This window comes from Mycobacterium sp. SMC-17 (genome assembly GCF_045310915.1).
Lineage (GTDB): Bacteria > Actinomycetota > Actinomycetes > Mycobacteriales > Mycobacteriaceae > Mycobacterium.
In genome coordinates this window covers 1-24,359 of sequence record NZ_JBJIAK010000068.1, presented here as the reverse complement: position 1 = coordinate 24,359, position 24,359 = coordinate 1, and the positions used below count along the sequence as shown (strand labels likewise).

At 65.6% G+C, this 24,359-nt stretch carries 29 protein-coding genes; 18 read left to right on the top strand and 11 right to left on the bottom strand.

The genetic code is table 11. The features are described 5' to 3' along the window. Window positions 1-55: 55 nt before the first annotated feature. The 4 genes from ACJH7A_RS27725 to ACJH7A_RS27710 are packed head-to-tail and all read left to right on the top strand — an operon-like array spanning window position 56 to window position 2,105. A complete protein-coding gene (locus ACJH7A_RS27725) occupies window positions 56-979 on the top strand; it encodes a phospholipase D-like domain-containing protein (RefSeq protein ID WP_406803070.1) in 924 nt (307 codons plus the stop codon). A gap of 39 nt (window positions 980-1,018) precedes the next feature. Further along, window positions 1,019-1,534 (top strand): hypothetical protein, encoded by a 516-nt coding sequence (locus ACJH7A_RS27720; protein WP_406803069.1) that lies wholly within the window; start codon window positions 1,019-1,021, stop codon window positions 1,532-1,534. An 18-nt stretch (window positions 1,535-1,552) separates the two neighbouring features. Next, complete coding sequence (locus ACJH7A_RS27715) at window positions 1,553-1,843, top strand: hypothetical protein (RefSeq protein WP_406803068.1); 291 nt, start codon at window positions 1,553-1,555, stop codon at window positions 1,841-1,843. A gap of 37 nt (window positions 1,844-1,880) precedes the next feature. After that, window positions 1,881-2,105, top strand: coding sequence for a hypothetical protein (locus ACJH7A_RS27710; RefSeq protein ID WP_406803067.1), 225 nt, complete (start codon window positions 1,881-1,883; stop codon window positions 2,103-2,105). Window positions 2,106-2,142: 37 nt separating this feature from the next. Here the strand turns inward: ACJH7A_RS27710 and ACJH7A_RS27705 are convergent, their stop codons facing one another. Beyond that, on the bottom strand, window positions 2,143-2,499 hold the full coding sequence (locus ACJH7A_RS27705; protein WP_406803066.1) for a hypothetical protein: 357 nt from the start codon (window positions 2,497-2,499) through the stop codon (window positions 2,143-2,145). A gap of 47 nt (window positions 2,500-2,546) precedes the next feature. Continuing rightward, window positions 2,547-3,314, bottom strand: coding sequence for an XRE family transcriptional regulator (locus ACJH7A_RS27700; protein WP_406803065.1), 768 nt, complete (start codon window positions 3,312-3,314; stop codon window positions 2,547-2,549). 62 nt (window positions 3,315-3,376) lie between these two features. On the opposite strand from ACJH7A_RS27700, the gene ACJH7A_RS27695 reads away from it, so the two are divergent. The 10 genes from ACJH7A_RS27695 (at window position 3,377) to ACJH7A_RS27650 (ending at window position 12,216) form a co-directional block, all read left to right on the top strand. Beyond that, window positions 3,377-3,880, top strand: coding sequence for a WhiB family transcriptional regulator (locus ACJH7A_RS27695; RefSeq protein ID WP_406803064.1), 504 nt, complete (start codon window positions 3,377-3,379; stop codon window positions 3,878-3,880). A 179-nt stretch (window positions 3,881-4,059) separates the two neighbouring features. Continuing rightward, window positions 4,060-4,581: a hypothetical protein gene (locus tag ACJH7A_RS27690; protein WP_406803063.1), complete on the top strand. Its 522-nt coding sequence runs from the start codon at window positions 4,060-4,062 to the stop codon at window positions 4,579-4,581. A 135-nt stretch (window positions 4,582-4,716) separates the two neighbouring features. After that, the gene (locus ACJH7A_RS27685; RefSeq protein WP_406803062.1) at window positions 4,717-5,682 is read left to right on the top strand and encodes an alpha/beta fold hydrolase; all 966 of its coding nucleotides are present in this window, start codon (window positions 4,717-4,719) and stop codon (window positions 5,680-5,682) included. Further along, window positions 5,679-6,320: a hypothetical protein gene (locus ACJH7A_RS27680; protein ID WP_406803061.1), complete on the top strand. Its 642-nt coding sequence runs from the start codon at window positions 5,679-5,681 to the stop codon at window positions 6,318-6,320. The genes ACJH7A_RS27685 and ACJH7A_RS27680 overlap by 4 nt, the downstream gene beginning before the upstream one ends. Before the next feature lie 135 nt (window positions 6,321-6,455). Then, a complete protein-coding gene (locus tag ACJH7A_RS27675) occupies window positions 6,456-8,363 on the top strand; it encodes a hypothetical protein (protein ID WP_406803060.1) in 1,908 nt (635 codons plus the stop codon). Then, window positions 8,356-8,631, top strand: a complete 276-nt coding sequence (locus ACJH7A_RS27670; protein ID WP_406803059.1) for a hypothetical protein — start codon at window positions 8,356-8,358, stop codon at window positions 8,629-8,631. Before ACJH7A_RS27675 ends, ACJH7A_RS27670 begins: the two co-directional genes overlap by 8 nt. A gap of 27 nt (window positions 8,632-8,658) precedes the next feature. Continuing rightward, window positions 8,659-8,958 (top strand): hypothetical protein, encoded by a 300-nt coding sequence (locus tag ACJH7A_RS27665; RefSeq protein ID WP_406803058.1) that lies wholly within the window; start codon window positions 8,659-8,661, stop codon window positions 8,956-8,958. Between the two features lie 34 nt (window positions 8,959-8,992). Beyond that, the gene (locus ACJH7A_RS27660) at window positions 8,993-9,628 is read left to right on the top strand and encodes a hypothetical protein (protein ID WP_406803057.1); all 636 of its coding nucleotides are present in this window, start codon (window positions 8,993-8,995) and stop codon (window positions 9,626-9,628) included. 118 nt (window positions 9,629-9,746) lie between these two features. Continuing rightward, on the top strand, window positions 9,747-10,079 hold the full coding sequence (locus ACJH7A_RS27655) for a hypothetical protein (protein WP_406803056.1): 333 nt from the start codon (window positions 9,747-9,749) through the stop codon (window positions 10,077-10,079). Between the two features lie 841 nt (window positions 10,080-10,920). Then, on the top strand, window positions 10,921-12,216 hold the full coding sequence (locus ACJH7A_RS27650; RefSeq protein WP_406803055.1) for a helix-turn-helix domain-containing protein: 1,296 nt from the start codon (window positions 10,921-10,923) through the stop codon (window positions 12,214-12,216). Window positions 12,217-12,295: 79 nt separating this feature from the next. On the opposite strand, the gene ACJH7A_RS27645 is transcribed toward ACJH7A_RS27650, so the two are convergent. Next, complete coding sequence (locus tag ACJH7A_RS27645; RefSeq protein ID WP_406803054.1) at window positions 12,296-12,589, bottom strand: hypothetical protein; 294 nt, start codon at window positions 12,587-12,589, stop codon at window positions 12,296-12,298. A gap of 268 nt (window positions 12,590-12,857) precedes the next feature. Between ACJH7A_RS27645 and ACJH7A_RS27640 the strand changes: the two genes are divergently transcribed. Continuing rightward, window positions 12,858-13,328: a hypothetical protein gene (locus tag ACJH7A_RS27640; RefSeq protein ID WP_406803052.1), complete on the top strand. Its 471-nt coding sequence runs from the start codon at window positions 12,858-12,860 to the stop codon at window positions 13,326-13,328. A 17-nt stretch (window positions 13,329-13,345) separates the two neighbouring features. Here the strand turns inward: ACJH7A_RS27640 and ACJH7A_RS27635 are convergent, their stop codons facing one another. From ACJH7A_RS27635 to ACJH7A_RS27620, 4 genes are all read right to left on the bottom strand, one after another. Beyond that, window positions 13,346-14,110 carry a sce7726 family protein gene (locus ACJH7A_RS27635; RefSeq protein WP_406803051.1) on the bottom strand — a complete coding sequence of 255 codons (765 nt, stop codon included), beginning with the start codon at window positions 14,108-14,110 and terminating at the stop codon, window positions 13,346-13,348. Between the two features lie 104 nt (window positions 14,111-14,214). Next, complete coding sequence (locus ACJH7A_RS27630) at window positions 14,215-15,162, bottom strand: DUF2637 domain-containing protein (protein ID WP_406803050.1); 948 nt, start codon at window positions 15,160-15,162, stop codon at window positions 14,215-14,217. Window positions 15,163-15,516: 354 nt separating this feature from the next. Then, complete coding sequence (locus tag ACJH7A_RS27625; RefSeq protein WP_406803049.1) at window positions 15,517-16,116, bottom strand: hypothetical protein; 600 nt, start codon at window positions 16,114-16,116, stop codon at window positions 15,517-15,519. Next, on the bottom strand, window positions 16,113-17,084 hold the full coding sequence (locus tag ACJH7A_RS27620) for a ParA family protein (protein ID WP_406803048.1): 972 nt from the start codon (window positions 17,082-17,084) through the stop codon (window positions 16,113-16,115). Before ACJH7A_RS27620 ends, ACJH7A_RS27625 begins: the two co-directional genes overlap by 4 nt. A gap of 1,485 nt (window positions 17,085-18,569) precedes the next feature. Between ACJH7A_RS27620 and ACJH7A_RS27615 the strand changes: the two genes are divergently transcribed. Both ACJH7A_RS27615 and ACJH7A_RS27610 read left to right on the top strand, forming a co-directional pair. Next, window positions 18,570-19,388: a hypothetical protein gene (locus tag ACJH7A_RS27615; RefSeq protein WP_406803047.1), complete on the top strand. Its 819-nt coding sequence runs from the start codon at window positions 18,570-18,572 to the stop codon at window positions 19,386-19,388. 9 nt (window positions 19,389-19,397) lie between these two features. Next, a complete protein-coding gene (locus ACJH7A_RS27610; protein WP_406803046.1) occupies window positions 19,398-19,796 on the top strand; it encodes a hypothetical protein in 399 nt (132 codons plus the stop codon). Window positions 19,797-19,914: 118 nt separating this feature from the next. Here the strand turns inward: ACJH7A_RS27610 and ACJH7A_RS27605 are convergent, their stop codons facing one another. The 4 genes from ACJH7A_RS27605 to ACJH7A_RS27590 all read right to left on the bottom strand — a co-directional run bounded on the left by ACJH7A_RS27605 (window position 19,915) and on the right by ACJH7A_RS27590 (window position 23,251). After that, complete coding sequence (locus tag ACJH7A_RS27605; RefSeq protein WP_406803044.1) at window positions 19,915-21,606, bottom strand: hypothetical protein; 1,692 nt, start codon at window positions 21,604-21,606, stop codon at window positions 19,915-19,917. Window positions 21,607-21,787: 181 nt separating this feature from the next. Then, window positions 21,788-22,159, bottom strand: coding sequence for a PIN domain-containing protein (locus tag ACJH7A_RS27600; protein WP_406803043.1), 372 nt, complete (start codon window positions 22,157-22,159; stop codon window positions 21,788-21,790). Between the two features lie 5 nt (window positions 22,160-22,164). After that, complete coding sequence (locus tag ACJH7A_RS27595) at window positions 22,165-22,413, bottom strand: type II toxin-antitoxin system Phd/YefM family antitoxin (RefSeq protein ID WP_406803042.1); 249 nt, start codon at window positions 22,411-22,413, stop codon at window positions 22,165-22,167. A gap of 64 nt (window positions 22,414-22,477) precedes the next feature. Then, window positions 22,478-23,251: a GNAT family N-acetyltransferase gene (locus ACJH7A_RS27590; protein WP_406803041.1), complete on the bottom strand. Its 774-nt coding sequence runs from the start codon at window positions 23,249-23,251 to the stop codon at window positions 22,478-22,480. Window positions 23,252-23,462: 211 nt separating this feature from the next. Here ACJH7A_RS27590 and ACJH7A_RS27585 point away from each other — a divergent pair. Then, window positions 23,463-24,359: hypothetical protein (locus ACJH7A_RS27585; RefSeq protein ID WP_406803040.1), on the top strand; the 897-nt coding region annotated here is incomplete at its 3' end.

Genomic DNA, 24,359 nt, shown 5'->3' with positions numbered 1-24,359 from the left:
ACTATTCCCAACTCGTGACCGGTAGACCGGCCGGATCACAGAAACCTGAGGGTGCATGAAACCCGGGACGGTTCAGCTCATCACCGAACCCGACGCGGGGTACCAGCCCCTCTATGTCCTACTCGGTTCGGCTACCCACTCGATCCGGCTCTCCATCTACCAACTATCCGACAAGGCCGTGACCAAGACACTCACCACTGCCGCCGGCCGCGGTGTTCGGGTACAAGTGCTGTTAGACACTGCTTTTCACGGCGAGTCAGCCAACCAGAACGCTTACGCCGCCCTCAAGGCCGGCGGCGTCGACGTCAAATGGGCACCCAGTGAGGTGATCTATCACGAGAAATCGTTTGTGATTGACGACCAGGTCGCCGGCATCGGCACAGGCAACCTCGTGTCCCGCTACTACCCCACGGGGCGGGACAGCTGGGTCATCGACCGGGTACACGACGAAGTGGCCGCGATTGCAACGACATTCGACGCCGATTTCACGAACACCACACAGACCCCGCCGCAGGCCACCTCCGCTTCCCACCTGCTGTGGTCGCCGCAGGCCCGCAATGCCTACACCCAAGCCATCGACCAAGCCACCCACACGCTCGACATCACGTCCGAAGAACTGTCCGATCGGGTCGTGCTCACGTCGATCACGCGCGCGGCGCGCAGAGGCGTGCCCTGCCGCATCGTGATGACCGAGAACCCCTCCTGGGACCGGGCCATCGACGAAGTCACCGCCGCAGGCTGCTCGGTACATCTGCTGCCTGCCGATCCCAACGCGCTCTATATGCACCTCAAGACGCTGCGGACCGATCGACAACTCATCATCGGCAGTCACAACCTCAGTAAGACAAGCCTTCTGGACAATCGAGAACTGTCGCTGCAGCTCGACGACATAGCAGCCCCCGACATCCTGTCGGCGACCGCAGCCACATTCGACCGTGACTACCAGCAAGCGCTGCCCGCAGCCGTATCCACGCACTAACACCGACCGAGCCAGGGACACCGCCAAAAGGAGGCCTTGATGCGATCCGAACCCGACGTCGCCATTGAGCACGTTCACCACCCCAAGCATGGGCCGGCGCGCCGACTGAGCCGCCGCGGCTGGTCCGTGGACATCACCGATACTGGAGCTGTCGTCGTACCCGTCCAAACCACCAGCGGCAAGACCGCTGCGGACCTTCGCCACCTACTGGCCGCCGCCTACGCGATGGCCGAGGCCCCGCTGCAAAACGCCTACGAACCGGTAACCGCGCACACCGTCGAACACGTCATCGCCGCGCTGCGCGCCGGCCACGCCGCAGCGCGGGCCAGCACGCGGCCCACCCAGATCGACGTCTACCAATGCGCGGCCGCGGGATGGGAACGTACCGGCCAGCATGCCCCCTATCGGCTTGTCATCGGCGCGCTGCGGGCGGCACTGCCCCCGCAGACCACGCTGGTCGACCACCCGCCGGCCGCCGTGCCGGACCTGTTTCGCCGCGCCATCGAGCTGCGCAGCAGGCCGCCGGCCGCCCACCCACGCGGCAGCGTGGCCTAACACACGCGCTGGATGAACATGACCGAGCACACCTGCCGCGCCAAAAACTGTGAGGCCCCCGCAGATTCATTCATGTGCGAGCTGCATTGGGGCCTGGTCCCTGCGCCCTTTCGGGCCGCCATCGAGGCCAGTGAGGACCCGCGTACCAGCACCACAACGATCGCACTTGCTGCCATCGACGCGGTGGCCCACAAAGAATCTCGCCAACAAAAGCGCACAGCAAAACCACCAGCCGCACCCACACCGAAGCCCGCCGCAAAGCCGGCGAGCAAGCCCACACGTAAACCAGTGCAACTGGAGCTGTTCTGACTGTGCATCACCCCGAGCTGGCGCAGGCAGCGCTGACGTGACATCGACCGACGCACCCTGGTTTGAGGGCCCGAACCATTCCGCCATCGACACGTCCCTACGCAACGCGTCCCAGCTATGGGATTCGCTCTACTTCCACGCTCACACCAACGGCGACGTTCTGCGACTCTGCCTCGAGGTAATCGCCGAACTCTCCGAGGCCGCCCGCCAGGCCGCATTGCAATCGCGCCTGGCGGCAAAACCGGACGAACGCGAACCATAACGCCGCGGCTTGCGCATTCCGGCTCGATAACGCCCCTTCAAGCCGGGGGTGACTCCGCGCTGCCGGTGGGGAGCGGCGATACCGCGACCGCAGGGCACCATTGTCCGATAGTCATGTGGCCCTTGCGATTTCCTGTAGGCACCGACATGACCACCGCAGCGAGCCAACCGCCGCCGGTGGACCGGGCCCAGCCGTGCAGCTCCCCGCGGACCACGCAGGACAAATCGATACCTTCCATCCGCACACTGATGGCCACCTCGTCGCGGCGAAACCGGTCGTCACGGTTGACGATGGCCCGCGTCAGGTCGACCAGAACGGGGCGGGGTGGGTCGACGAGCACCCGGGTCGGAGGCTGCATCTCCACCGGCCAATCGTCGAACACACCCTCGAACATGTGTGCGATCTTAAGATGTTGAGGGCCTGATCGCCAGTAGTTGGCTGCTACGCCCCCGTGCTGCTTTGCAACTGAGTGACGAGATGTTCGACCCGCCGGCGGTCCTCGGCGCTGAGATCGGCCTCGCTCTCGGCGGCGCTGATCACCGCCGCGGCCACTCCCCCGAGCTCGGCGGCCTCGTCGACGCTCAAGGATGCGTCCATCCGGGCCTTGTACAGGCGTTGTCCGAGCGTGGGATCTGAGCTGGCCGCGGCCCTGCGCATCAACGCGGCATACACCGCGCGGATTTCCCGCAGCATCTTGATCATGTCCGCAGACCCGCTAGTGCTTCGTACGGCGCGTAGCGTAAGTGCCTCGAGAGCCCTGACATCGGCGAGGATCTTCGTGCATTCGGCGCCGAACTGCGGCGCCGAATCGGCAGGCAAGCCGTCGATCCGCTCCAGCAGTTGATCAGTGGCTAGGCGGACAACGCCGCCCAGCATGCCGACCGGGTCGCCTGCGATCTGTACGGCCCCACTGATCATCGTCGTGGTTTCGGTAGCGCTTCCATTGCGTTCGATAGCGGCGCTATCGGGAGGCGCGCTGCCGGCATTGAGCTTGGCCAGTGTGCCTGGGGGCCACCCGACGGCGGCCTCCAACTTGGCGCGTGTCTCCTCCCGCGGCCATGATCGCCCTTTCTCAAATCCGATCAGGTTCGCTTGGCCAATAACTCCCTTGCGGGCCAATTCCCGTTGGGACAGACGCAGTTCCGCACGTCGCGCAGCAAATGCCGCCCCTGCGCGGGCGAGGCCGGCGGAAGGCGCGTCGTCGGGCATAAGTGCAGTGTATCGGCAACGTTCTTCGCTGTTCGAGCAACTTCCCGCGAGTCTGGGTGCAGATGCGCGACGTCACCGAACTGGCAGGTCACAAGCCCTGGGCGATCCGCCGCGAAATCGCCCGCTATTGCTCGCCAGGCCTCGTTACTGACGGCTTCAGTCGCATGCGCTATCGAAATGGCGATTGCGCCGCTACTGTTTGGTGCTATCGTTACTGCTATCGAAACAGACGCTTCGTGGGAGGGGCGAAAGTGACCGTGGTACTGGAAAAGCCAGCTGTACAGCAATTCGTCGTCACACCGTGCATGTCCGACCCGGACCGGTGGGAAAGCGGCGACGACAACCTGCCCGAGCACCAGCGCGACGTGGCCGAACTCAAAACACTGTGCCGCGGATGCCCGCGTCGCTGGCGCTGCGCCAGCGAGGCGTTGACCACCCCCGGCATCTCCGGCGTGGTCGCCGGGGTGTTCGTACCGGACGGGGGCCGCGAACGTGCCTTTGCCCTGCGCCAGTTGCAGTCTCTGGCCGCCCACGGCGGCTACGCCAGCCAGCCCGAAATCCCCTGACCGGCAGATGCGCCAGGTGTTCTCATGCGTACACCCGCAACCCCGTCCCCTGGTGCGCACCACCTGACGCATACCCATCGGCGCGGCGACCACGACCTCGTCCTCGGCAGGGCCTTTCCACTCTTGCCTGTCCCGCAGATGGCCGGGTGCCGTCCACTGCCGCCGCTGCGGAGTGACCGATGACCGAAACGGTATCGATCCCAGCCACCGGCCGATCATGGCTCGCGCAACTGCTCAGCGGAGAACCCCACCAGGTCATCGGCCATGCCGACCGCCCGTACCTGCTGCGCTGGTACCTCATCAAGCCAAATCGCTTCTGCAACCTCTATTTCCACCGGTTCATCGGATCAGACGACCCGACCCCGCACGACCACCCGTGGCCGTTTGTCACGGCTGTGCTAGCCGGCGCCTACATCGAGGTCGACCAACACGGCACCTGCCGACGCCGCGCGCGCGGCTCCATCGCTTTTCGCCCCGCCACCTGGCGGCACACCGTGCAGCTGCTGCGCACCACATCCGAGCGAGAGCCGATCGAACTGCCTTGCACGACCCTCGTTCTCACCGGTCCACGGCTGCGGCCATGGGGATTCTGGTGCAGCGGTGAGCGTTTCGTGCCGTGGCAGAAATTCGGGCCCGGCGGCTGCGGAGAACTCAGCAGCTCGTCACCTGATCCGTCCACACCAGCACAACGCGTCCCGTAAGGAGTCTGCCGTGTTCACCAGCCACGCAAGACAACCCAACTACCGCACGTGCATTCGGCAGGCCACGCGTACACCCCAACCCCGCGATCGCCACCCAGCGACCGCGTATCAGTCAATCCCGCAGGAGCAGCTGTCATGACCGCCATGCTCGCCGCCGCCGGGGCCGGCACCGCCGCCGACGACATGCTGACCGCCAGCTACACCATCACCACCGCCGACGGCGTCCGGCTTGCGGTACGCGAACACTGCCCCGCGAACGTCACAGCGAACATTCTTCTGTCACACGGCTTTTGCCTGTCTCAAAACGAATGGGCATACCAAGTCGAGTACCTCATCGAACACTTCGGCGACGGCGTTCGCATCATGACCTACGACCACCGCGGCCACGGGGAATCCGACACCGCGCCCGTGCACACCTACACCGTGCACCAGCTCGCCCAAGACCTCGCCACCGTGACCGCAGAACTGCACGTGGAAGGCCCACTCGTTCTCGCCGGCCACAGCATGGGCGCCATGACCATCCTGGAATTTCTCAAACTGTCGCGCTGGTCCCGACCCGTCGACCCGGCGGGCCTGGTCCTGGTGGCCACTGCCGCCGGCCGGCTCTGCGAGCACGGCCTGGGCCGCGTGCTCGCCTCGCCCCTGTCGAACGCCCTGACCTACCTTGCCGCCCACGACCACCTGGTTGCCCACGCCCCCGAAATCCTGCTGCGCACCGTGGCCGGGCCCATTTGCACGGCCGCCGGCCTCTACGCCCACTGCGGACGCGACGAACGCGCCACCCTCAACGCCCTGACGGCCTCCGCGTTCGCGCGCACACCACTGAGCACCGCGGCCGGATTCCTGCGCGGACTGGCCCGCTACGACGCCACCGACGTCCTGGCCACGATCACCGCCCCCACCGTGATCGTTTCCGGTGACGCCGACCTACTCACCCCCGCCGCTCACGCCCACCAGCTGGCCACCACCATCCCCGGCGCCGAGCACATCACCCTGCCCGGCGCCGGCCACATGCTGCCCACCCGCGCAGCCCGGGTGGTCAACGACGCGCTCACCCGTGTCCTGCACCACGCCACCACATCAGGAAAGACCCGCCGATGACCACCTCAACGCCGACGCCGACCAGCGGACCCGACACCGACCGGACTGCGCACCTACCGGTCCTGCTGGTGGGACTGCGCTGGCTGTACGACACCGAACAGCCCGACACCGCCATCGTGCGCTTCGACGGTCAAGCCGCGGTGTCCGCCGGCGGACGCACCCTGCGCTTCATCCCGCACGGCCGCATGGGTTTTGCGACCATCGCCGTCGAGAACTCCGCCCCGGCCGCCCACGCCGAGCCTCTCCCGGCCGGCCAATTGACAGCGCTCGCTGAGCTGCTGGACGAACTCGACGTGCCGGTGCAGCACACCTGGATCGAATTCCCCGGAACCAGAGGATTATTGGCCCTGCGCCGGCCCGCGCACCCCACGCTGCGCGCCGCAGTCGCCCGCTACGAACAGGGCTGTCCGACGCACCGACAGCTGCACTGGTGCACCTGCGGCTGGTACGCCGCCGGCGACCGCGCACTGATCGGCCTCACCCAGCTGCAACAACAGGTTTCACGGTGGGCCGAGTCAACACCGACCCTGGCCGGACCGTGGCCCACTCACCTCGACCCGGAAGGATGTCTCAGCCAGATCGCGGCCGCGGCCAGGTCGCGAAAATTAGTGTCAGGACCTGTCCCGCTTCAGGTTTAGCGTTAAGCCTAGGACTTCCTGACGAGCTTGACGACCACCCAGCGCGCACTTGCCGTGCGCCGCAACGGTGTTCGACGCCCCACACGTTCCACCCGCTTCGCCATGCCCACACACACTTCACCGAAAGGCGCCATCATGCGCACTTCCAGCCAGACTGGACGTCACACCGGCCGAGGCCGCACCGCAGTCCCGGTCACCGAATTCCTCACCCCCACCCCCAGCGATGAACCCCGGCACCGCCGCCGGCACCGCGCGGCGGCCCCCGCGGTCGCGCAGCCGAACACCACCCTCGCTCTGGCCGCCGCCACCGCGGTGACGCTCGCCTTCACCCCCGCCATCGCGCAGCACGCCCCGGCACTACACCTGCCCACCATCACCGCACCCACCATCCACCTGAGCGCGCTGGTGAACCCCACCGAGGTCAATGCGCTGCGGAAGGCAGTCACCGCCGAGCTCGCCGCGCTGGACTCGACGGTCGCCAACATCGTGGGTGTACCCGGTCAGACATTGGCCACAGCGCTGTCGGCGGCGTCTTCGCTCAGCGGCACGTTCTGGTCGGCACTGTCCGCCGCCGCCGGAAACAACCCGCTGCTCGCGGCCGCACTCAAGGGCCTGAACACACTCACGACCGGCGGGCTGACCGCGCTGGCCAGCACCATCACCACCGGTAACAATGCCATTGTCTTGAGCACGCAACAAGTTTCGACCCTACTGACCTCCACCCTGGCCGGCGCGGCCTCGACTGCGGTGCTTGCCCTGTCGGGCGCCGTCGCCAACCCGTTGTCGTTGGCAGGGCTGGCCGCCATCGTCGATGCCCCGTTCACCATCGGTGGCCAGGTGCTCAGTGCAGCGATCACCGCCGCGGCCAACCTCGGCGACAACTCGATCAGTGTCGCCGCGAGCTTCGTGACCACCGCCACCGCGCAAATCAGCAGTGTCGTAAATGCCTTCAACGACTTGGTATCCGGTGTCGGCGACGCCAGTGGAAGCCACCTCGTCGCCGGTGTGCTCACCGCCGTCCAGGCTGTCGTGTCCGCGCCCGTGAGAGCGTTGCTGGCCGGCGTGAGCGGCGGCGCGACCGCGCTCGCCCACGCCGGAACTACCGTGGTCAACACGCTTGCCGGCGCCGCGCAGGACCTCAACAACATTTGGCTCGGAGGGAGCACCGGTCACGGCGCCGTCCAAGCGATCATCGGCGAAATCGCCTCGGGGCCACTGGATGCCGGCCACTACGTCGCCGTGCTCACCACACTGACGCAAGCTGCGCTCGCCACGGTCACCAAGCCGGTAACCACGTTGGTCGCCGGGACAGCGGCCGTACCCATCCGATTCACCGCCGACGCAGTCGACACCAGCGCGCACATCGTCAGCGCACTTGTCACCGGGGCCGCAGGCCTGGCCGCCGGACTCGGCGAAGCCGCTGGTCTACCACCGGCCCTGATCGGCACCATCTACACCATCAGCAAAGCCCTGAACGCGAGTATCACCCTGGGTGCTGGCGTGGTCACCGCGGGCCTGAACACGGCCGCGTCCCTGCTCGACGGCCTCATTCACGCCACAGGCGCGGTCACACCGGCTGCAGCGGTACCGGCCAGCACCGGCAAGCTGCTGAGCATCGCGGCAACTAAGTCCCCAACCAATACCGACGCTGCCACCACGGCATCCACCGCCAAGGCCACTGCCGACCCGGCCACCGCACCGACAACCAAACCCGTCACCAAGGACGCCACCAGCGGCACCAAGACGAGCGCAACCCCGACCGGCACGACAGGCGCCGGCAGCGCGCCCACGACGAGTGTTGGCACGGATAAGCACGCCGGCAGCGACACCGAAAAAGCCACGACTCCATCCGACCCGGCCGGCAGCAAGGCCACCCACACCCCGCCAGCCAAGGCCACCGCTCCGGCCAAGAACTCCTCCAAACCTTCGCGCTCCGATTCGGGTAAGCACGCCAGCAGCGCCACCGCAAACGCCAAACCGACGGCTGCGACGGGCGGCATGCACGCCCCAGACTCGGGTCACCACGGCGGCGGACATGACTGACACCGACACGAAAGGCACTCGCAAACAAGCGATTACACCCCATGTCGACCGCGCCGCGGCACACCAGCGCTGGGCGGCAACGACCGGCACGGTGACAGTCGAGCGCCGGTATCCGCACGGGCACCAAGCGGTGTGCACTTGCCGCCAGCTGTCCTCGCGACGACGGCTGCTGCACGGCTTCGCGGTCGCCGACGCACACGAGCACGCCGCCCGCACGGGCTGCGCCCCAGCGGTGCCACTGTCCAGCCCACGCATCGCCGTCGCCTAACGACCGACCAACCGCGAAAGGACACAGATGATCCACCTATTCGCCGCTGGGGTGCACCAGTCATTGGCGGTGCTCGTCGCAGACCACCGCACCCACCACACCATCGTCACCGACGCGGTGCACGGGGCCCTGCAGGCGGTTGTCAACAGCTTCAGCTGGTGGATAGGACGCAGCCTCACCGAACGGCTGGGACTCGGCGGCATCGCCACAGTGATTCTAACTGCGGGCGTGCTCGGGCTGATCACTCGCGCCACAGCCGGGCCAGTTACCCGCCTGTGGCGCTCCACGATCGATCACCGCGCGGAGACCAGCACCATTCGCCGTTGAAGCCGCCCATCGCAGACAGGAAGGACCGCACGCCATGACGCACCACCGATCCACCGGCACCGTCGAGCGCGCCGACACTGCAAAGTGCTTCGCGGACGCACCTGGCCGCGATACCACCATGACAACCACACTGTCGCACAGCATTTTTGACGCGGCTCTCACCGCCGGTCTGGACTGGCTCTACCGCACCGAGCAGCCCGCGCAGGCCCTCGTCGAGCGCTGCGGAGTACGCATCACGACCTCAACGCGGCGCCTCCGATTCCTGCCGATGGGACTGGACGGCGCGCCCGTGATCGTCGTTGAACTCGAGCCCACGAAGATGAGCCTTCGTGAGGCACAGGGCTCGGGCTGTGCCCTGGCCGAGACCGAATTGGCCGAGCTCGCAGCCAGTCTCGCTGACCGCGGACTGCACCCCGGCCACTGCGGCCTCCACGGTGATCACGGCGCCGTCGCCATGCAGGACCTGGCGCACCCATCCTTGCGCGCTGCCGTGACCCGCTACAGCCGCGGCTGCCCCTGGCACCACACCCTGGTCTGCGACGCCCCGATCAGCGCCGGTGGACAAGCATGCCCGTGGCACACCGACGGCCACAATGCCGCCATCTGGCCGACCAGCACCACATGCTCATGTCAGCCAGCGGCCGCGGTCTACCGATCGGCACGACGATGATCCGTACCGCGCTCGTTGTCGACGACGACTTCGGCCTACATGAGGTACCGGACGTGCGTTGGACAAACACCATTGCCTCGCAGCCAGATTCGCCAGCACCAGCATCGGCGGAGCCACAGTGACCGCCCCCGGGCCGGCCGCCGCCGGCGGCGATGATCGCGACGGCACGCCGACCAGCACCTCCGACCTGCGTCGCACTCTGCTGCGGGCACTGGCCGCCAACGGGCATCCGATGAGCACCGCCGACCTGCGGGCCGACGTGCACGACCGACTTGGTGACGATGCTGTGCCCCTCGTACACGAGTTGGTTTATCGGGCGCTGCTCAGATTGCAGCAATCCGGGGAAGTGCGCCGGCAACGCCTCGCCGGCCGGCACGCACTGTGGTCGCTGACCTCCACCGGCAAGTACGCCGCGGCACGTGCCGCGCATCCCCCAACTGCGGACGACTGAGATGCGGCGTGCACTCCGGAGCGCCGACATGGCGCACCCGGCCGGTCAGCTTTGTCTAGTCACGCTGCCCGACACCATGGATGACGCGGGCGCCGATACTGGTCCGCGCGCCAGCTTTGCGGTGAAACCGATTGTGGTTCAGCCGATGTCATGCTCGCACCGGGCTTGCTCAGACCACTGCGACTTCGCGACACGCCGCACAAGATGCGCGGTAGCACCGCGCGCCGGGTGTAACACTATTCGCAACACTCGCACCACCAGTAACGAGAGGAACGCAGTCCTCACCCCGAGGATGCTCACACCCCGACACCAAAACTACCCATACCAGCCCGAACAGCACAGTCCCCGGCCGCAGCCGGAGGGCTCTGATTTAGCGACCCCACACTCGGCCGACACCCAGATGAACGCTCCGGAGCCAGGCACCAGCGGCTACTCCGGTGTTGAATGCCGCCCCGACGCGCCGCCCCAGACCCAGTCACTGACAGTGCACCACAAGAACTTTCAGCTCTCGGGCCCGACTCACCAGCCACCCGGCAGCGCCCGACTAGCAGGAGGTGATGCCTAGGCATCTGGTCAGACACACAACTGCATACATCCGTCGTGCGTGAGCCACCCAGCTCCTGAAATGCGAAACCCCCGGTTAGCGGCCGGGGGATGTCGCTTATGAAGTTGGGCCCCGAGTTAGCGGCTCGGGGATTCGGTGCTTGCGCACCACACCCATCGAAGGGTTTGCCAAATGATCCCTGGCAGAACTCACGATAGCCCCTACCTTCCTGAAGGTCCAGAGGACGCTATCTGTGACCAACACCGAGCATCGTCCCGCGACGACGTCCACCGGGCTTTGCTCGGCCGGCGCCCGCCGACCTACCGCGGCAGCTCCCCCACCCGGCGCTGCCGCGGCGTCCTGCGCGCCAAGCCCACCGGCCGCCGGGCCCGTCCGCGCGCACGCGCCACGCCGGCCTGGAATCCCCTCTCCCCCACGGCTGCCGTCGTCCTGGAGCTGCCTGACGACGTCTACGCCGGCGTCCCCTGCTGGAACGGCAAATGGGCACGCTGGGCCCACTTAACGGTCGGTATCGCCTACGACCTTGGTTACCAACGCATCCGGCCCTTGATGTGCGACGGCGGCATCTCCCGCAAGACGCTGATCCTGGTGGCCGCAGCCCTGGCCCGCTACGCCGACTACCGCACCGGCCGTAATGCCCGACCCACCAACCGCCGACTGGCCGAGGACACCGCGCTATCAGAGCGCACCGTGCAGCGCGGCCGCGAGGCGCTGCGTCTTCTGGGCCTGGCCACCGAACTCCTTCGAGGACGCCAGCGCACCCGCGCTGAGCGGTTCGCCTCCTGGCGCCTCGGCGATCGCCACCGCGGGTGGGCGTCCGTGTGGTGCCTGCACGAAAGCTCCTGGCAGCGGCGTGTTTTCCACAAGATGTCATCCCACCCCCGTAAGGGGTCTCTTTTGTCTGTAAAAAGTTCTTTTAGAGATAAAACAACTACCCCCGGCACAGCCGGCACGCCTTCGGCGGCAACCACCAAAGGCGCTTCGCGCCGCAGACGACAGCAAGAACCCTCCCCAGGCCGCGCCGAGTCCCGCCAGAAGGGCTATCTGCTGGCCTCCAGCTGGCTGCGTAACCCGCGAACTCCCCACTGGGCGCGTAAGCACACCCCCCGCGGCTGGAGCGCGATCCTGGCGCCATTGGCCGAGCACGGCTGGACACCCGATGACATCAACGAACTGATGACTGACTGGGAACGCACCGGCGGAAACTGGCTGCCCCCGGTCCCCTACAAGCCGATCGCCCTGATTGCCACGATGATCGTGTGGCACCGCCGGCACAACGGGCTGGACGACCGCCCCGCAGTACTAGCGCTCGCGCAGGAGCAGGCTGCCGAACAGGCGCGGATTGAGCAGCGCCTCCGCGACCGCCGGGCCCAGGACGAGGCCCGACGAGCACGCGTCGCCGCTCGCGATGTGCTGGGCGGATCGGCGCACCGCGCGGCTCAGCAGGTGGCCGCCGACGCCGCCGCACGGGCCGCCGCGAAACGCGCGATGCAGGCCGCCCAGGACGCCGCCGCACGGGCCGAGCTGGTCGCCCGACAACGCGGCCACCAGCGACCGGACCAGGCCGACTAAATCGGCGACGTTGCGCTTCGCCGAGACCGCCGACAGCGGACTGCGTGGCACCTGGCCGACGCGAGACGGCCAACGAGAATCAGGACGCTTGCTTGTGCTGCTGGTCGTCGAGCAACGCCGTCGCTGTCTGCCGGATCAACTCGAACGGATCCACACCCATCTCATCGGCGACCGGCAACAGATCGGTCAGCAGATCCGCGTACTGCCGAATCAGGTGCGGAAGGCGCTTGCCGGCACGCTCATGCAGCGTTTCGAGGTTGGCTTCGTGGTAGCGAACACGCAGGTAGGCATTCATTTCCCTGGTCTCGGAGCCTTGACGCCGCTTACGGCGCTCGGCGTCATCGAGTACCGCGGTGCTGGATTTGTTGGCCATTCCTGCTCCCGTTTCCTGTCTGCGACCGGATCGCGAACCATTGGCACCTGTCGGTATTTCCGGAATACTTCTACCTTCCGAAAATACTAGTTGGCCCAGGTCACGCGCTATTTCTTGCTGATGTGCAGTCTAGGCGGGTGTCCTTGTTTCCGGAAATACCACAGCGGGCGTGTCGCCGGCGCCGGTATTCCGGAATCCGGACCGGCATTCGCGGAAACTGGCGCACGTATATTCGGAAGTTCTCCGGAAATCGACTAGAGTTCCGAGGATGGACGGCCCGGTTGGAGCGCCGTGGCCCGGCGGCGACCACGGTGAGGTGATCAGCCCCACGGGCCGCCGCTCGTACCTTGCCGTCCGTGCAGGCCAACTGGCCGGCCGCACATCACGCTGGGCTACTGAGCTGGCCAGCCGGCAGGACTCCCCCATCGAGAGTGAACGCGGGCACGTCCTGGGCCGTAAAGGCGCCGACGCATGGTTCTTGCTTGCGGACAGTTTCGAGGACTACCTGCGCAGCGTAGGACGGTGGCCGCCGGCGCCGGACGAACCATCGCAAGACCTGGAGCAGCTGTTGATGCTTCAGGGCGCGGATCTGGAGGCCTCGCGCCGCCGAGAACGCGAGCTCCAGGCGCAAGTTGACCGCCTCGAAACGGACCGGAACTCACTGCTGGACACGATCGCGACGATGAGCCAGACCATCGCATCGCTCAGCCAGGTTGCCAAGGCCCCGCCTCGCACCTGAGGTGCCGGCGACGGCAGTCACGCAGCCTCGCCAGTGGCGATGAGCAATTCTCCGGCGGGGCGGGCCAGAAGCTCGCCCAGGCGACGCCAGGCGACCTCGGACAGCACCATGCCGGCGGCGGCCGCAGCCAACGAAGCCGGCAGACGAGCTGCCCGCATCGCGGCCCGCTGTCGCGCGTCGCGGCGTCGGAGCTCAACAACGAACTCCCGATATGCCGCTTCGATCGGCAGACCGCCAAACAACTCTGCAGTTCGCCGATACAGCAGCGCATTCGGCACGTCGACGGCATACCCGATCTGCCGGTGCAATACGGCAAGACGCTCGCCCTGCCGAAGGACCCGAAACAGGGTCGTCATGTCCAACCGGGAATAGCCGCCACCAGGGGGCCGAACCGCAATGACGGCCCGGCCCTCGAGGGCCAGCACACCCACGTGGTCGGGAACCTCCTCGAGCGCCCGAGAAGCCCTCTCGGTGGACACTACGACGCAGACGTGCTCGAAACACCTTGAATAGCTGAGTAATTGGAGTTCGAGCCGAGTGAAGCTGTCGAGATCGGTCTTGATCTCGAATGCGGTTGCCCTCTGTCCCACGACGACGACATCAGCGATCGACATCGACACCGGTAGACCAACGATGGCATTGGCGGCCGGCTCCGCACGAAGGAAATCGCCGATCACCGCTGCCTTGAACACGTACTCGCAGCGGTAGTTCGCGGCCAACTCGCCGTAGGCGCAATCGAACGCGGTACCCAGCGGAATGGCGGCGTCGACGAGGGCGGCCACGGCGGCAACTCTCTGCCGGGCCCACAGGGCTGGCCGAGGACGCGACAACTCGCGTACCACCCGCGTTGAAAAGGCTGCCGCCAGCTCGTGGACCACGCGCGCCACTACCCTGCTCGTTGATCTGCCGCCGCAAGGATTTTCGTGACGACCGAGTGATGGACCTCATGCGCTTCGGTTATCGCTGTCGGACTCATGCCGGTGTCCCGGGCGTGCAGCACCTTGGCGACAAGCTCGGGGCCGCGGCGTACCCGCAGGCCATTGCTGACCAAGTCTTCGGCCACCGCCATGTAGTGGCCATGGCGGTCAATGCTGGTGCGCGCCGCCGTAATTGGGGTTACCCCGCGCGGCACCTCGGCCCGGCGCTCGGCCACTGGTGGTGCGGGAGCCGCAACCGGCTCCCGCACCACCGCAGGCTCAACGACTGACGCGGGCAACCCAGGCTCGGCCGCAGGACTCGACATCGCCGGCGGCGCTGGTGGTTTGAGTGACGGCTCCCGCTCGACAGCCTGAGAAGCCGGCTCTCCCACGACCGGCGTTTCAGCGGCCGGCGGCGTAGAGGCCCCGGCGGCGACGGGTGCTGCAGTGACAGCGTGCACAGCCTGAGCGGCCGCCGATGATGCCGAAGCATCACCGACGGCCGGAACACCCACGGCAGCAACCGAATTCACCGGCCGGAACGACAACAACATCACACTGCTCACCGCGACCAGCAGGTCCGCAAGCAGCGGGATCCCCGCCGCGACTCCCGGCGGTTCACCCATCATGATCGCCAGGGACCGCAGCGCCCAGAACGACAAGACGAACGCGATCAACGCAATCCCGACACCGCCAGCAACACCGGCCCAGTACGCCCCCGTGCGAACTCCGGCGCCCGCACTGCGCATCAAACCCTCCGTGACGCCAAACACGGCCAGCGGCGGCAATGCAGACATGATCGCAGCCGGAATCCGCAGACCGTCCGGAGCAGTCAGCAGCGCGTGATACACGTTGCCGCTGATCGAGATCGTTACCGAGGCCACTAGCACCGCCCGCCACCAGGCCCGCGCGTTCACCGGCGGACTCCCCCGTCGAACACCACCAGTGCTGGGCAGTCGCGGCTCGTCACCATCAGACGCCAAAGCCCCTGCTGCACAGCAGGACTCACCGAGGCATCGGACCGCTCCGCCGGCGCTGCAGACGAATCGCCTAGCCGTGAACTACCCATACAACAAGCCTATGGCCGCCCTGGCGCGGTCCATGCAGAGATTTTCCGCTGGCTCACGCCCCCGGACGGCGACACTCGGCCGGCAACACCACCGCCGCGATCATGCTGGCGGTGCCGCACAGATCAGGCACCGGTGGTGCCTACAGCCGCGGCCGCGCCCAATCCAACCAGTGCGGCACCGTTTCGTCACGTGACGCGCAGTTCAGCCATCCTTGCGGCCCGGAAGAAAGGCGTTCAGAACCGGCGCGATCCACGTGCTGCGCGTCGAGAACCCCAGCTCCTCCCCCAGTGCGTCCAGAACGGCTTCCTGTTCCGGCGTCGGGCTGAACCCAATCTGGACCGCACCGCCACCCAAGTAGCGCACTGCCGACGGGTCAGAGGGAAACAGGGAACCCACCACCGGAGCGGTGCTCACTGCCGACGCCTTGATGATGTCCGCGAGCTGCCCATGCTTGGCCGTGATGGCCTCCAGAACCACCTGAAGGTTGGTTTTCTTCGTCTTGTGCCGGTAGTCCTCAAAGCGCAGTTTGACACCCTGGCTCACGTACACCGCCGACGTCGGCTTGCTTCGAGTCCGTGGGCTGGTCTGGCGGGCCGGCCGCGCAGGTGTCTTCGGACGAGGCGGCGCGGGTGGCTCAATGACCCGCTCAACACCGGCGTTGTCCGCCTGGGGAGGGGCCTCACGGCGCGCCGGCGCCGGGGTTCCCGTCAACAGACCACCGAGCCCCGCGCCTCGGGGAGCGGGAGCGCTCAGGTCAGACAGATCCTCCGAGGGGATGTTCTGCTGTCTCAAATTGCTCACGGCCACACTCCTTGTTCAATCATTTCGGAACGCCTGGCGCTCGCTCTGGTCAGGATTTCTTTGGCCAGTTTTGCGAAATCCCGAGCGACCGGTTTCGACGTACTACTCACAACAGCAGTGTTCTTCGCCGCGCCGCTACGCAGCTCGAAGAACTTCGGATTGTTCGCGATCTCTTGCTCCAACTCATGGGCCACACGGCCATATTTGGTCATGTCGTTGGCCACTGACTCCGAGTGCCGGATGAATGACTCCATCATCACTTCGTTGTGCGCGCCGAGGTCCTGAGCGACCTGCTGGCTCATTTCCCGGCGCACCTTCGTGGCCGATGTCCCCGAGGCAAACGCGAATACACCGAGCAGCGACAGATACTCGTTGTACTCCCGCATCTTACGAATTTCTCCGGCGAGCTCGCGCAATCCGAACTGCGACATCAGTTCGGTCCGCATCGGAACAACGATGAAGCGAGCTGCGCACAGGGCAAGCTCCAACAACAACGGGTTCTCCGGAGGAGTGTCGATGACGATCAGCTGGTAGTGGTGCGCGATGCGCTGCAGGCTGTCAGCCAAGGCCAACAGGACGGCCGCTGCCGACTCCGGCGACGACATCTCCGGGGCTACAGCGGCTCCGATCCGGCGAACAAACTGTCCACCCGGCACCACATCGAGGTTGTCCCGCACACCTTGCACTGGCGCCAACTCGGCGCCAGCAGTAATGGCTGCGTACAGGTTGCGGCCCTTATCGTCGAGCTCGGTATTGGCGAACCCAAGGATGTGCGCGATATTGCCCTGGCCATTGAGATCGACAATGAGGGTGCGCGCCCCGTCCGAGGCCACCAAAGCCCCTAGGTTCGCCGTTGTCGTGGTCTTACCCACGCCACCCTTGCCGTTCGCGACGGCAAAAACTTGCCCGAGACGCGCCCAATCGATCGTCGGCACTGGAGTGGTCCACGCGGTTACGCTCTCGGTCATGAAAGCCCCCTGGCCTGTTGGAATGACGGTGGGTGCATGCCCTGCACCCCATCAGTCATGGGGTGAGTTGCAGCATTGCTTGACATGGTTTCAGGAGTCTAGTGATCAAGATCGAACACACCGCAGCGCGCCACGCCGACACCGCGATAGTGATGTAACTGTGACCCACAGTGATGACCGCTGCGCCACTGCGGACTGCACCACAAATGCCCATCGGCGCGGTGCGCGATGCGCCACCGCCAGTGTCCGTACGAGTCGCAGTCGCCACACTGCAGCACGGGTTGATCGGCACTCATATGACTACGCGGCGGACGGTCCAATCAAGGATTCCGAGACCTATCTGACCCACCGTGCTCGACCCAGCGCGCGGAGCCATCCGTGCGGCAATGTCGTACCAGATGGTTCCCCTGACCTTGCTAGACATGGTCGGTCGGATGTCCATCGACGTGTAGCGATACGCAGCGGAAACAGCACCGCACAGCACCTGCCGTCACGCCAGACCGACCGCCTGACCCACCGCCTGACACACTGCCTGACTTACCGCCCGACCGACAGCCGCGCACCCAGCCAGCGGCAATACCTCGCACACCGCCACAGTTGCCGCCTGATCGCACGCCCGCGATCATGCACTGCATACCGCCTGAGTCAGAGCCTGCTTGCCCGCCTCATGCCGCGTCTGACTCATGGCCGAGCTGTGCACTTGGCGGCGGACAACGTGTCGCCTGGTAAACCTCATGCGGAGTGTCATCTGACGCGCTATGGCCATCGCAGCGGTATGTACCATCGGCCGACTGGCCTGCGACCACATTGGCCGTTGTACTGTCATGCGCACCTGCATCACACCGAGTGGCGGTGTGTAGCGTCGGGTTGGGTGGCGCGGGTGTGATCCGACGTGGATGACAGCGTGAGTCCGTATAGGGCAGTCAGTGCGACGGGTGGCTCGTGACCGCATGATGTGCCTAGCACCGTCGCGAATGCATCGCTCTGCGTGACGCTTCACCGGCGTCGATGCTCGCTAGGACGCAGGGGGGTCCGTCATAGTGTGTGTGCGGTGGTAGGCCGGTAGGTCGATACAGCTCACCGCCATCTGCGCTATGTGAACGCCTGGCTTAAGCGCTGCTAGTAGTGCTGCTCGAGATACTGTCTGTCACCAAGCATTACGGCACGCAAAGCGGTGGGTAACGCATCGGGTAACCCACCGGACAACGGCCGCTGGATCGGCGTCTGACACGCCCCTGCCGGCACTCGCAAAATGACCTTCCTTGGCCCTGAGGGGGCCACTGGCGCGCCAGGGGCGCGCCCGGGCGTCGGCAGTACGGACGGTGCCAGTTCGTCGCACCACAACGCACTGAGCGCGTTCTGGCTGGTCACGGAGACGTGGGGGAGTGGGCGTAACCGCGCCCGGGGCCGCTGACCGCCGGCGCCGCCGACTTGCGTGCCGATGAACGTACCTATGTGCGTACTGTCGTCGGGTATGGTGTGGGTATGCAGGTCAATGTGAACCGTCTCGTCGGAATCACCCAGTTTCGACAGCAAGCCGCGGCAATCATGGAAGAAGTCGCCGCCGGGAAGAGTTACCACCTCACGCGTGACACCGAGGTGATCGGCCACATCGTTCCGCCCAACGCACTCCTGATCAGCAATGACTCCGTGGAAATCGGTCTCCTATCGAGGCTGGTCGTCCCCACGGCGGAACGATTCGCCAAAGAAGTGATGCAAGAGGGCTACCTGGGCCACGTCGGAGACGACGTCGGCCGGATATTCGCGTGGCTGTGGAACTGCGACCCGTCCAAAGCGGTCCGATGGGTGACCAGCTACGCGGCGCACTTCATTCGCGCCCTGCGGGACGAGCGTTACAGCAGACCAGCATTCAGCCAACTCTGGTTCGCTTTGGCCCGGGGTCTCGGAGTTAGTCTGCGAGACGCCGAGATTGACGAGTTCGAGGCGTACCTACGGACTGAGATGCCCGGCTGGGACCCCGACGGACTTTTCGGCCAGGAGGAGCTCGCCGGCAGCCCGCGCCCCAGAGAGGCCGACGACCCCTGGCCGGACACCTTGCAGGGGGGCAAGCGTGGCTACGCCAAACGCCACTGGTGCCACCTGGAGGCCGGCCAGTTCATCCCCAACCCACACAACGGGTACCAGCTCCCGGCCAGTGAGCAATGGTGCCGCATCGACACCATTAGCGGACCCACGGCGACCTTGACCCAATCCGATGGCAAAACGGTGTCGGCCCAGATCAACGACGTCGCAACGTGGGTACCGGTCATCAACCGCGCTCCCTTCTACTGGAAAGCCCGCTGAGAGGAATACATGGACACCATCGTCATCGGAAACGGGCTGCCTTTCGTGCTGGCCTTCCTCGATCACGACCTCGACACCGTCGTGCAAGCCTGGACCGAGTGGGCGACCACCGGCCAGCTCGTGCGCGCCCGGCACACCAACCCGCAGCGGGACGCACTGGTACTGATACAGCCCAGCGCCTGCGCCACCGTGCAGTTCATCGCCAACGAACATGCCGGCCGAAAGATGGTCGACCGAGGCCTCTACACCCAAGCGCAGTTGCAGTACCGCGCCGACGCCGCCGACCTGCCTCCCGAACACAACTGCTACTGGACGCTTCAGCCCAGCGGCTTCAGCGCCCAGCTCACCACCCTGGACGACGGCACACGTGGAATCCTCCTGGGCAACTGGGAACCGGGCCGCATCTAGTTCCACAAGCAGTTCTCATGGAGCTACCGGCGCCCACGCCGCAGCGGCGAACATCACACGACACAATGGCCGCCGCCGAGCATTAGCTACCGGCCGCAGACGGTGGGGGAGGGGCCGGTCACTCGTGCAGGCTGGCGACCGTCCTGGCCAGAACCTCATCGCCGCGTTTGGCGAGCACGCCGACGACCTCAGCAGCTGAGCACTCCAGGCTCGCGGCGACCACCTCTCGGGTGAGGTTGCGGCAGCCTGTAACTCGCTCAAGGGTTTCCAACGCAGGTGTTCTTGCAGGCAGACGGGTCGCGACGACACGTCGATCTTGCGGGGTGAACGTCAAGATGATGCTGTCGCCGGTCACTGCGCCCACGCCGCGGGCCAGCAGCCGCACGGACCCAAGGTGGGGTGCCCCTGGGACATCGAGGTGCCACGAAATCAGCACGAGCTCGCCGTGAGGCCCAAGATAGGTTTCCCGGCCACCGGGCTTGACCTCCAAGGCGGGGGCAAGACGGCCCACGGGGGAGCTGGACCCGCGAAGAAGGTTCGCGGTGACCGGCTTGAGCAGATTGAACCTGCCATCCCCAAGCCCAAAGACACCCCGCGCGCCCCGCCAGTGCCGCACTTTCGGCAGGGGATCGCCGTCGACGCGACACCGAATCATGCCGTCCTTGATGACGAACGCCCACGACTGCATGTATGTCAGTACCGACACGGGACTGATGTCAGGAAACGTCCGGAGCAAATCTGCGGACAACTCATCCACGCTCGCGGTGCCCCCTGCGGCTGCGATCCGTTCCCGAATGCCCTCCGCGATGCCCCGGTATGTCGGCTCGCCCCACACCGCGAGTCCCCACGTCAGCCTGCTCGCACGGTGAAACCGCTTCTTGTGACGGGGATCGATGAACGTGGCGCGGACCTTCTCCGCTGTGATCGCCTCGTCGGCAATGCCGGCCGCCACTTCCTCAGGAGTCAAGGCCTGACCGCTGGCATGCAAGAACGCCTCGATCTGGTCGACGGGATACCCACCCCAGCGGACGTACGCAGTTCCGAATCGGCGCACCGGCAGCGAATCAAGCAGCGCCGGCACCACATGCGCCGGCATGTGGTGAATCGCCACCGCGTCGACGACGTGGCGAAGCATCGGTGCTGGATTCTTGGCGAAGAGTCCATCCACGGCGGCATAGACCGCGCGGCGGCCGCCCAGAGCTCTGTTCTCCAGCCAGGTGCCCCGCAGCACATACGGGCCGGCGGCATAGAGCAGGACGCGCGCCACTTCCGTGCGTGGATGAACGCCCATTGCCCGCAGGCGCGCGTCCGCAGCCGCCACCGGCACATACGGTCCGCAGTGATTGCGTAGGTCTTCAACGGCCCTTGCAACCGGCTCGTGGAGCGGTTCGGCGAGCAGTTCAAAAAACCGCCGGCGCGCACGCGACTGGTGCCTTCCAATCCACCCGCTGTACACGCCCATTTCACGTTCCAAACGGTCCTGGGCAACAGGTTTGGCAGCCCAGACCCGGCCAGCCAACACCGCGCGATCGTGTACATCGAGGCGGGCCAACAACTCGAGAACCGCCGCATCAAGCGGCAGGTCACGGCGGATCTCAGCCATGCGGCTGGTGGCCACGGCATCGCGGGCAGCATCGATCAACTTCTGCAACGTGCGCACGCTGGCCCCGCTGTGACCCAACAGGACCGATAGCTTTTGGCCGGCGACATCCCCCCATGTGCGGTACCGCATGCCATAGGTTTTCGGCGCCCGGCCACCGATCCGGGCATACGGAATCGATTGCTCGGCGACGTCGTCGATGTCGGGCACGAGGGTCCTGAGTGAGACGTCTGTGTCCTCCCACCACGGTGGGGGAGTGGCGCTCGCGGCGGCGGTCACCGCGCCGAACCTGATTGGCCAGCGCGCCGGGCCCAGCCCAGACCGAGCGGTCCCGCCACGTCAGCACCCGCCGGCGAGGCTCCCGTCCGATCTTCGGCCCCGAATGTCACCATCACGCCTCACGAACCTCGATCAAGTCTCCGAGACCTTCGAAGTCATCGATGTTGCGGGTGTAGAGCGTCGCTGAGTGCGCGTGGGCAGTGGCTGCGATGAGTAAGTCCATCGACCTCGCGCGCGGTTGACGGCCCGCGCTCACCACTGCCGCGGCGATTTGGCCGTAGCTGGCGGCTACCGCTTCATCAAGCGGTAGCGCGTCAAATCTACGCTGCAACAAAAGAAGTCGACGTAAACGCTCGGCCCGGTCGTCGAGATTCTTGGCGACCAGGACCCCGAAATGCAGCTCTGCGAGCGTCACGCAGCTGATGGCGAGCTCGCCGTCGAGAGGACCGACATCGGTGGCGACCACCACGCTCGTATCAAGCACGGCCCTCACTTAGGCGACCAAGGGTCACGCACCTCATGGGCAATGCGATCGCGATCAGACTCCCATGTCCCGTCTGCGGGCCCGGAAAACAACTCGGCGATGTCTGCCCACTGGCGCCATGCACGCGGGTTGGCGGGGACCAGACGGGCGCCCGGACGCCCGGCCACCGTGATCGTGATCTCCTCACCCTCTTCCACGCGCCGCACGAGGTCCGATGCGTTCTGGCGCAGTTCGCGCAGGCCTACGATCTCCATTCAACAAAAATAGCACATGTGCTACATCGTTGCGGTTGCGAGAGTCAAACCCGCCGACGCCGCGCTATTTAGCGCGGCGCGGCACGGGATGATCTGGGTCCGCCCTAGGCCGGCGCAGCATCTGGTAGCCAAGGTTTTCGCTTGGCCGAGACTGAACTTCGTATCCTCCGACCAGGCGCAGTGATGACCCTTTGGGCCGAATGGTGAAACCGAGATCGGTGTAGAAGCCGGCGAGTTCCGCAGAGTCAGAATCGAACTGGCCATAGACCTGTTTGCTTGCCGACTGGCGCGCAACGTCCAAGGCATGCGACACCAGCGCACGTCCGATACCGAGGCCACGATGTTCCGGAAGAACCGCCACCATATGAAGTTTCGTGACGCGAACGGCCATGTCCATGTGCACTTGTTGGATCGTGGATGCAGGGGCCTGACTCCCGAGTAGTTTGGTCAGCAGTTGCCGATACGGCCCGGTCGCAGGCCCCATCTCCAACATGCCCACAGTCATCGATCCCTTTCGGGCTGAAAGTACGAGGGTGCGCGCCAGGACCTGGCGAATCAGACCGGTCTCCGGAGGCCCTTGGGCGGCCACCCGTTCGAAGGTGCTCATGATGTCTTCAACGGCCGCCAAGTCGAGCGCCGCCCCCAGAATCTGGTCGCTGAACGCTTTCATCCGATACGCGTTGTAAGTAGCCGGCGATTCGGCCACCGTTGCCGACTCGACCAACCCGTACCAGGCTGTCAGGTCGGCGAGCTCGTCGCGAGTCGCGCGCTGGACGCTGATCTGTTCCTCGGGCACGTCACCTCTCAACACGCCGCGCAGGCCACGACGACTGTTCATCGACTGGACGCTGCCAAATGTCGCCGACAGGCAGCTTAGTCGTCAATTTCCGCCAAGCATGGTGACTGCCTTTGGTGCAGACCCGAGGAGGCCTATCAACTGCGCCCCGCAGGACGCCGAAGGATCAATGCGCGCGAACGGCCTGACACAAGCAATTGGCCTGCTCCAAAATGAGAGGAGATCGTGCACCCATCGATGCAATGCTCGACACATGTTCCGATTTCGACAAAAGTTCCTACGCGTCGATGGCCACGCGATTCCGCTATTCACCGACGCCGATGTCCCGCAGGATGCTGAAAGTCGGCGCGTGTACGACCAGGTCTTCGACATCGATAGTGACGCGAATGGCGCCTTCAGCGCTGACCTTCCGGGAAGCAGGAACAAAGCCATCGCGTACACCATGCGGCACACCGTCGACACAGACTCGGGCCCGAGAGTGCTTGGGGATTACACGTTCATCCAGCCGCCCGGTGGCGACGACATGAACATCGCGTCGGTACGTCCAGTTCGGCTTAGGGACAAACCGAATCGGCAGGCCGATGCGCTACATCAGGTCACACTCTTTCACGCAATCGGAGCGGTCACAGTGGCTGGCGGCCATGTCGAGATGGCGATGAAGCGTGTGCTCGTGACGCTACGAGGCGGCAAGAATTCGGATCTGGCGGGCGAGGACGTGCCTGCTGACTGGAAACTCCTTGAAGACCAACTCACGAAGGCAGCAAAACCCCGTGAGACGCTGCTACAGAAGGCGGTCTTCGAACTGATCACAGAAGCTGGCGTCCGCGAACTACGTGAAGGGCGCAACGACGTCGTCCACGGCTACTGGTGGCTAATCCCCATGGGATCAGACGGGCTCGTCTCTTCCCGCTACTACCGCCCGAAGAAAAACGATCAGCAAGACCCTGCGCAAACACACCCCACGTTGCACATGCTGCAGCAATTGGCCGGCGACCTATTCGAGCTCGCCCACAAACTGGACGCCCTGGTAACGCCACATTGGCCGCTTGCCATAGTCCCGGGGCTGGAAGGGTTGAACCACCCCGGGTTTGATGCACACCTTCTTTCGAGGGAAGGTTGTTCGCATCATGCCGAAGAAGTACGACGAGGA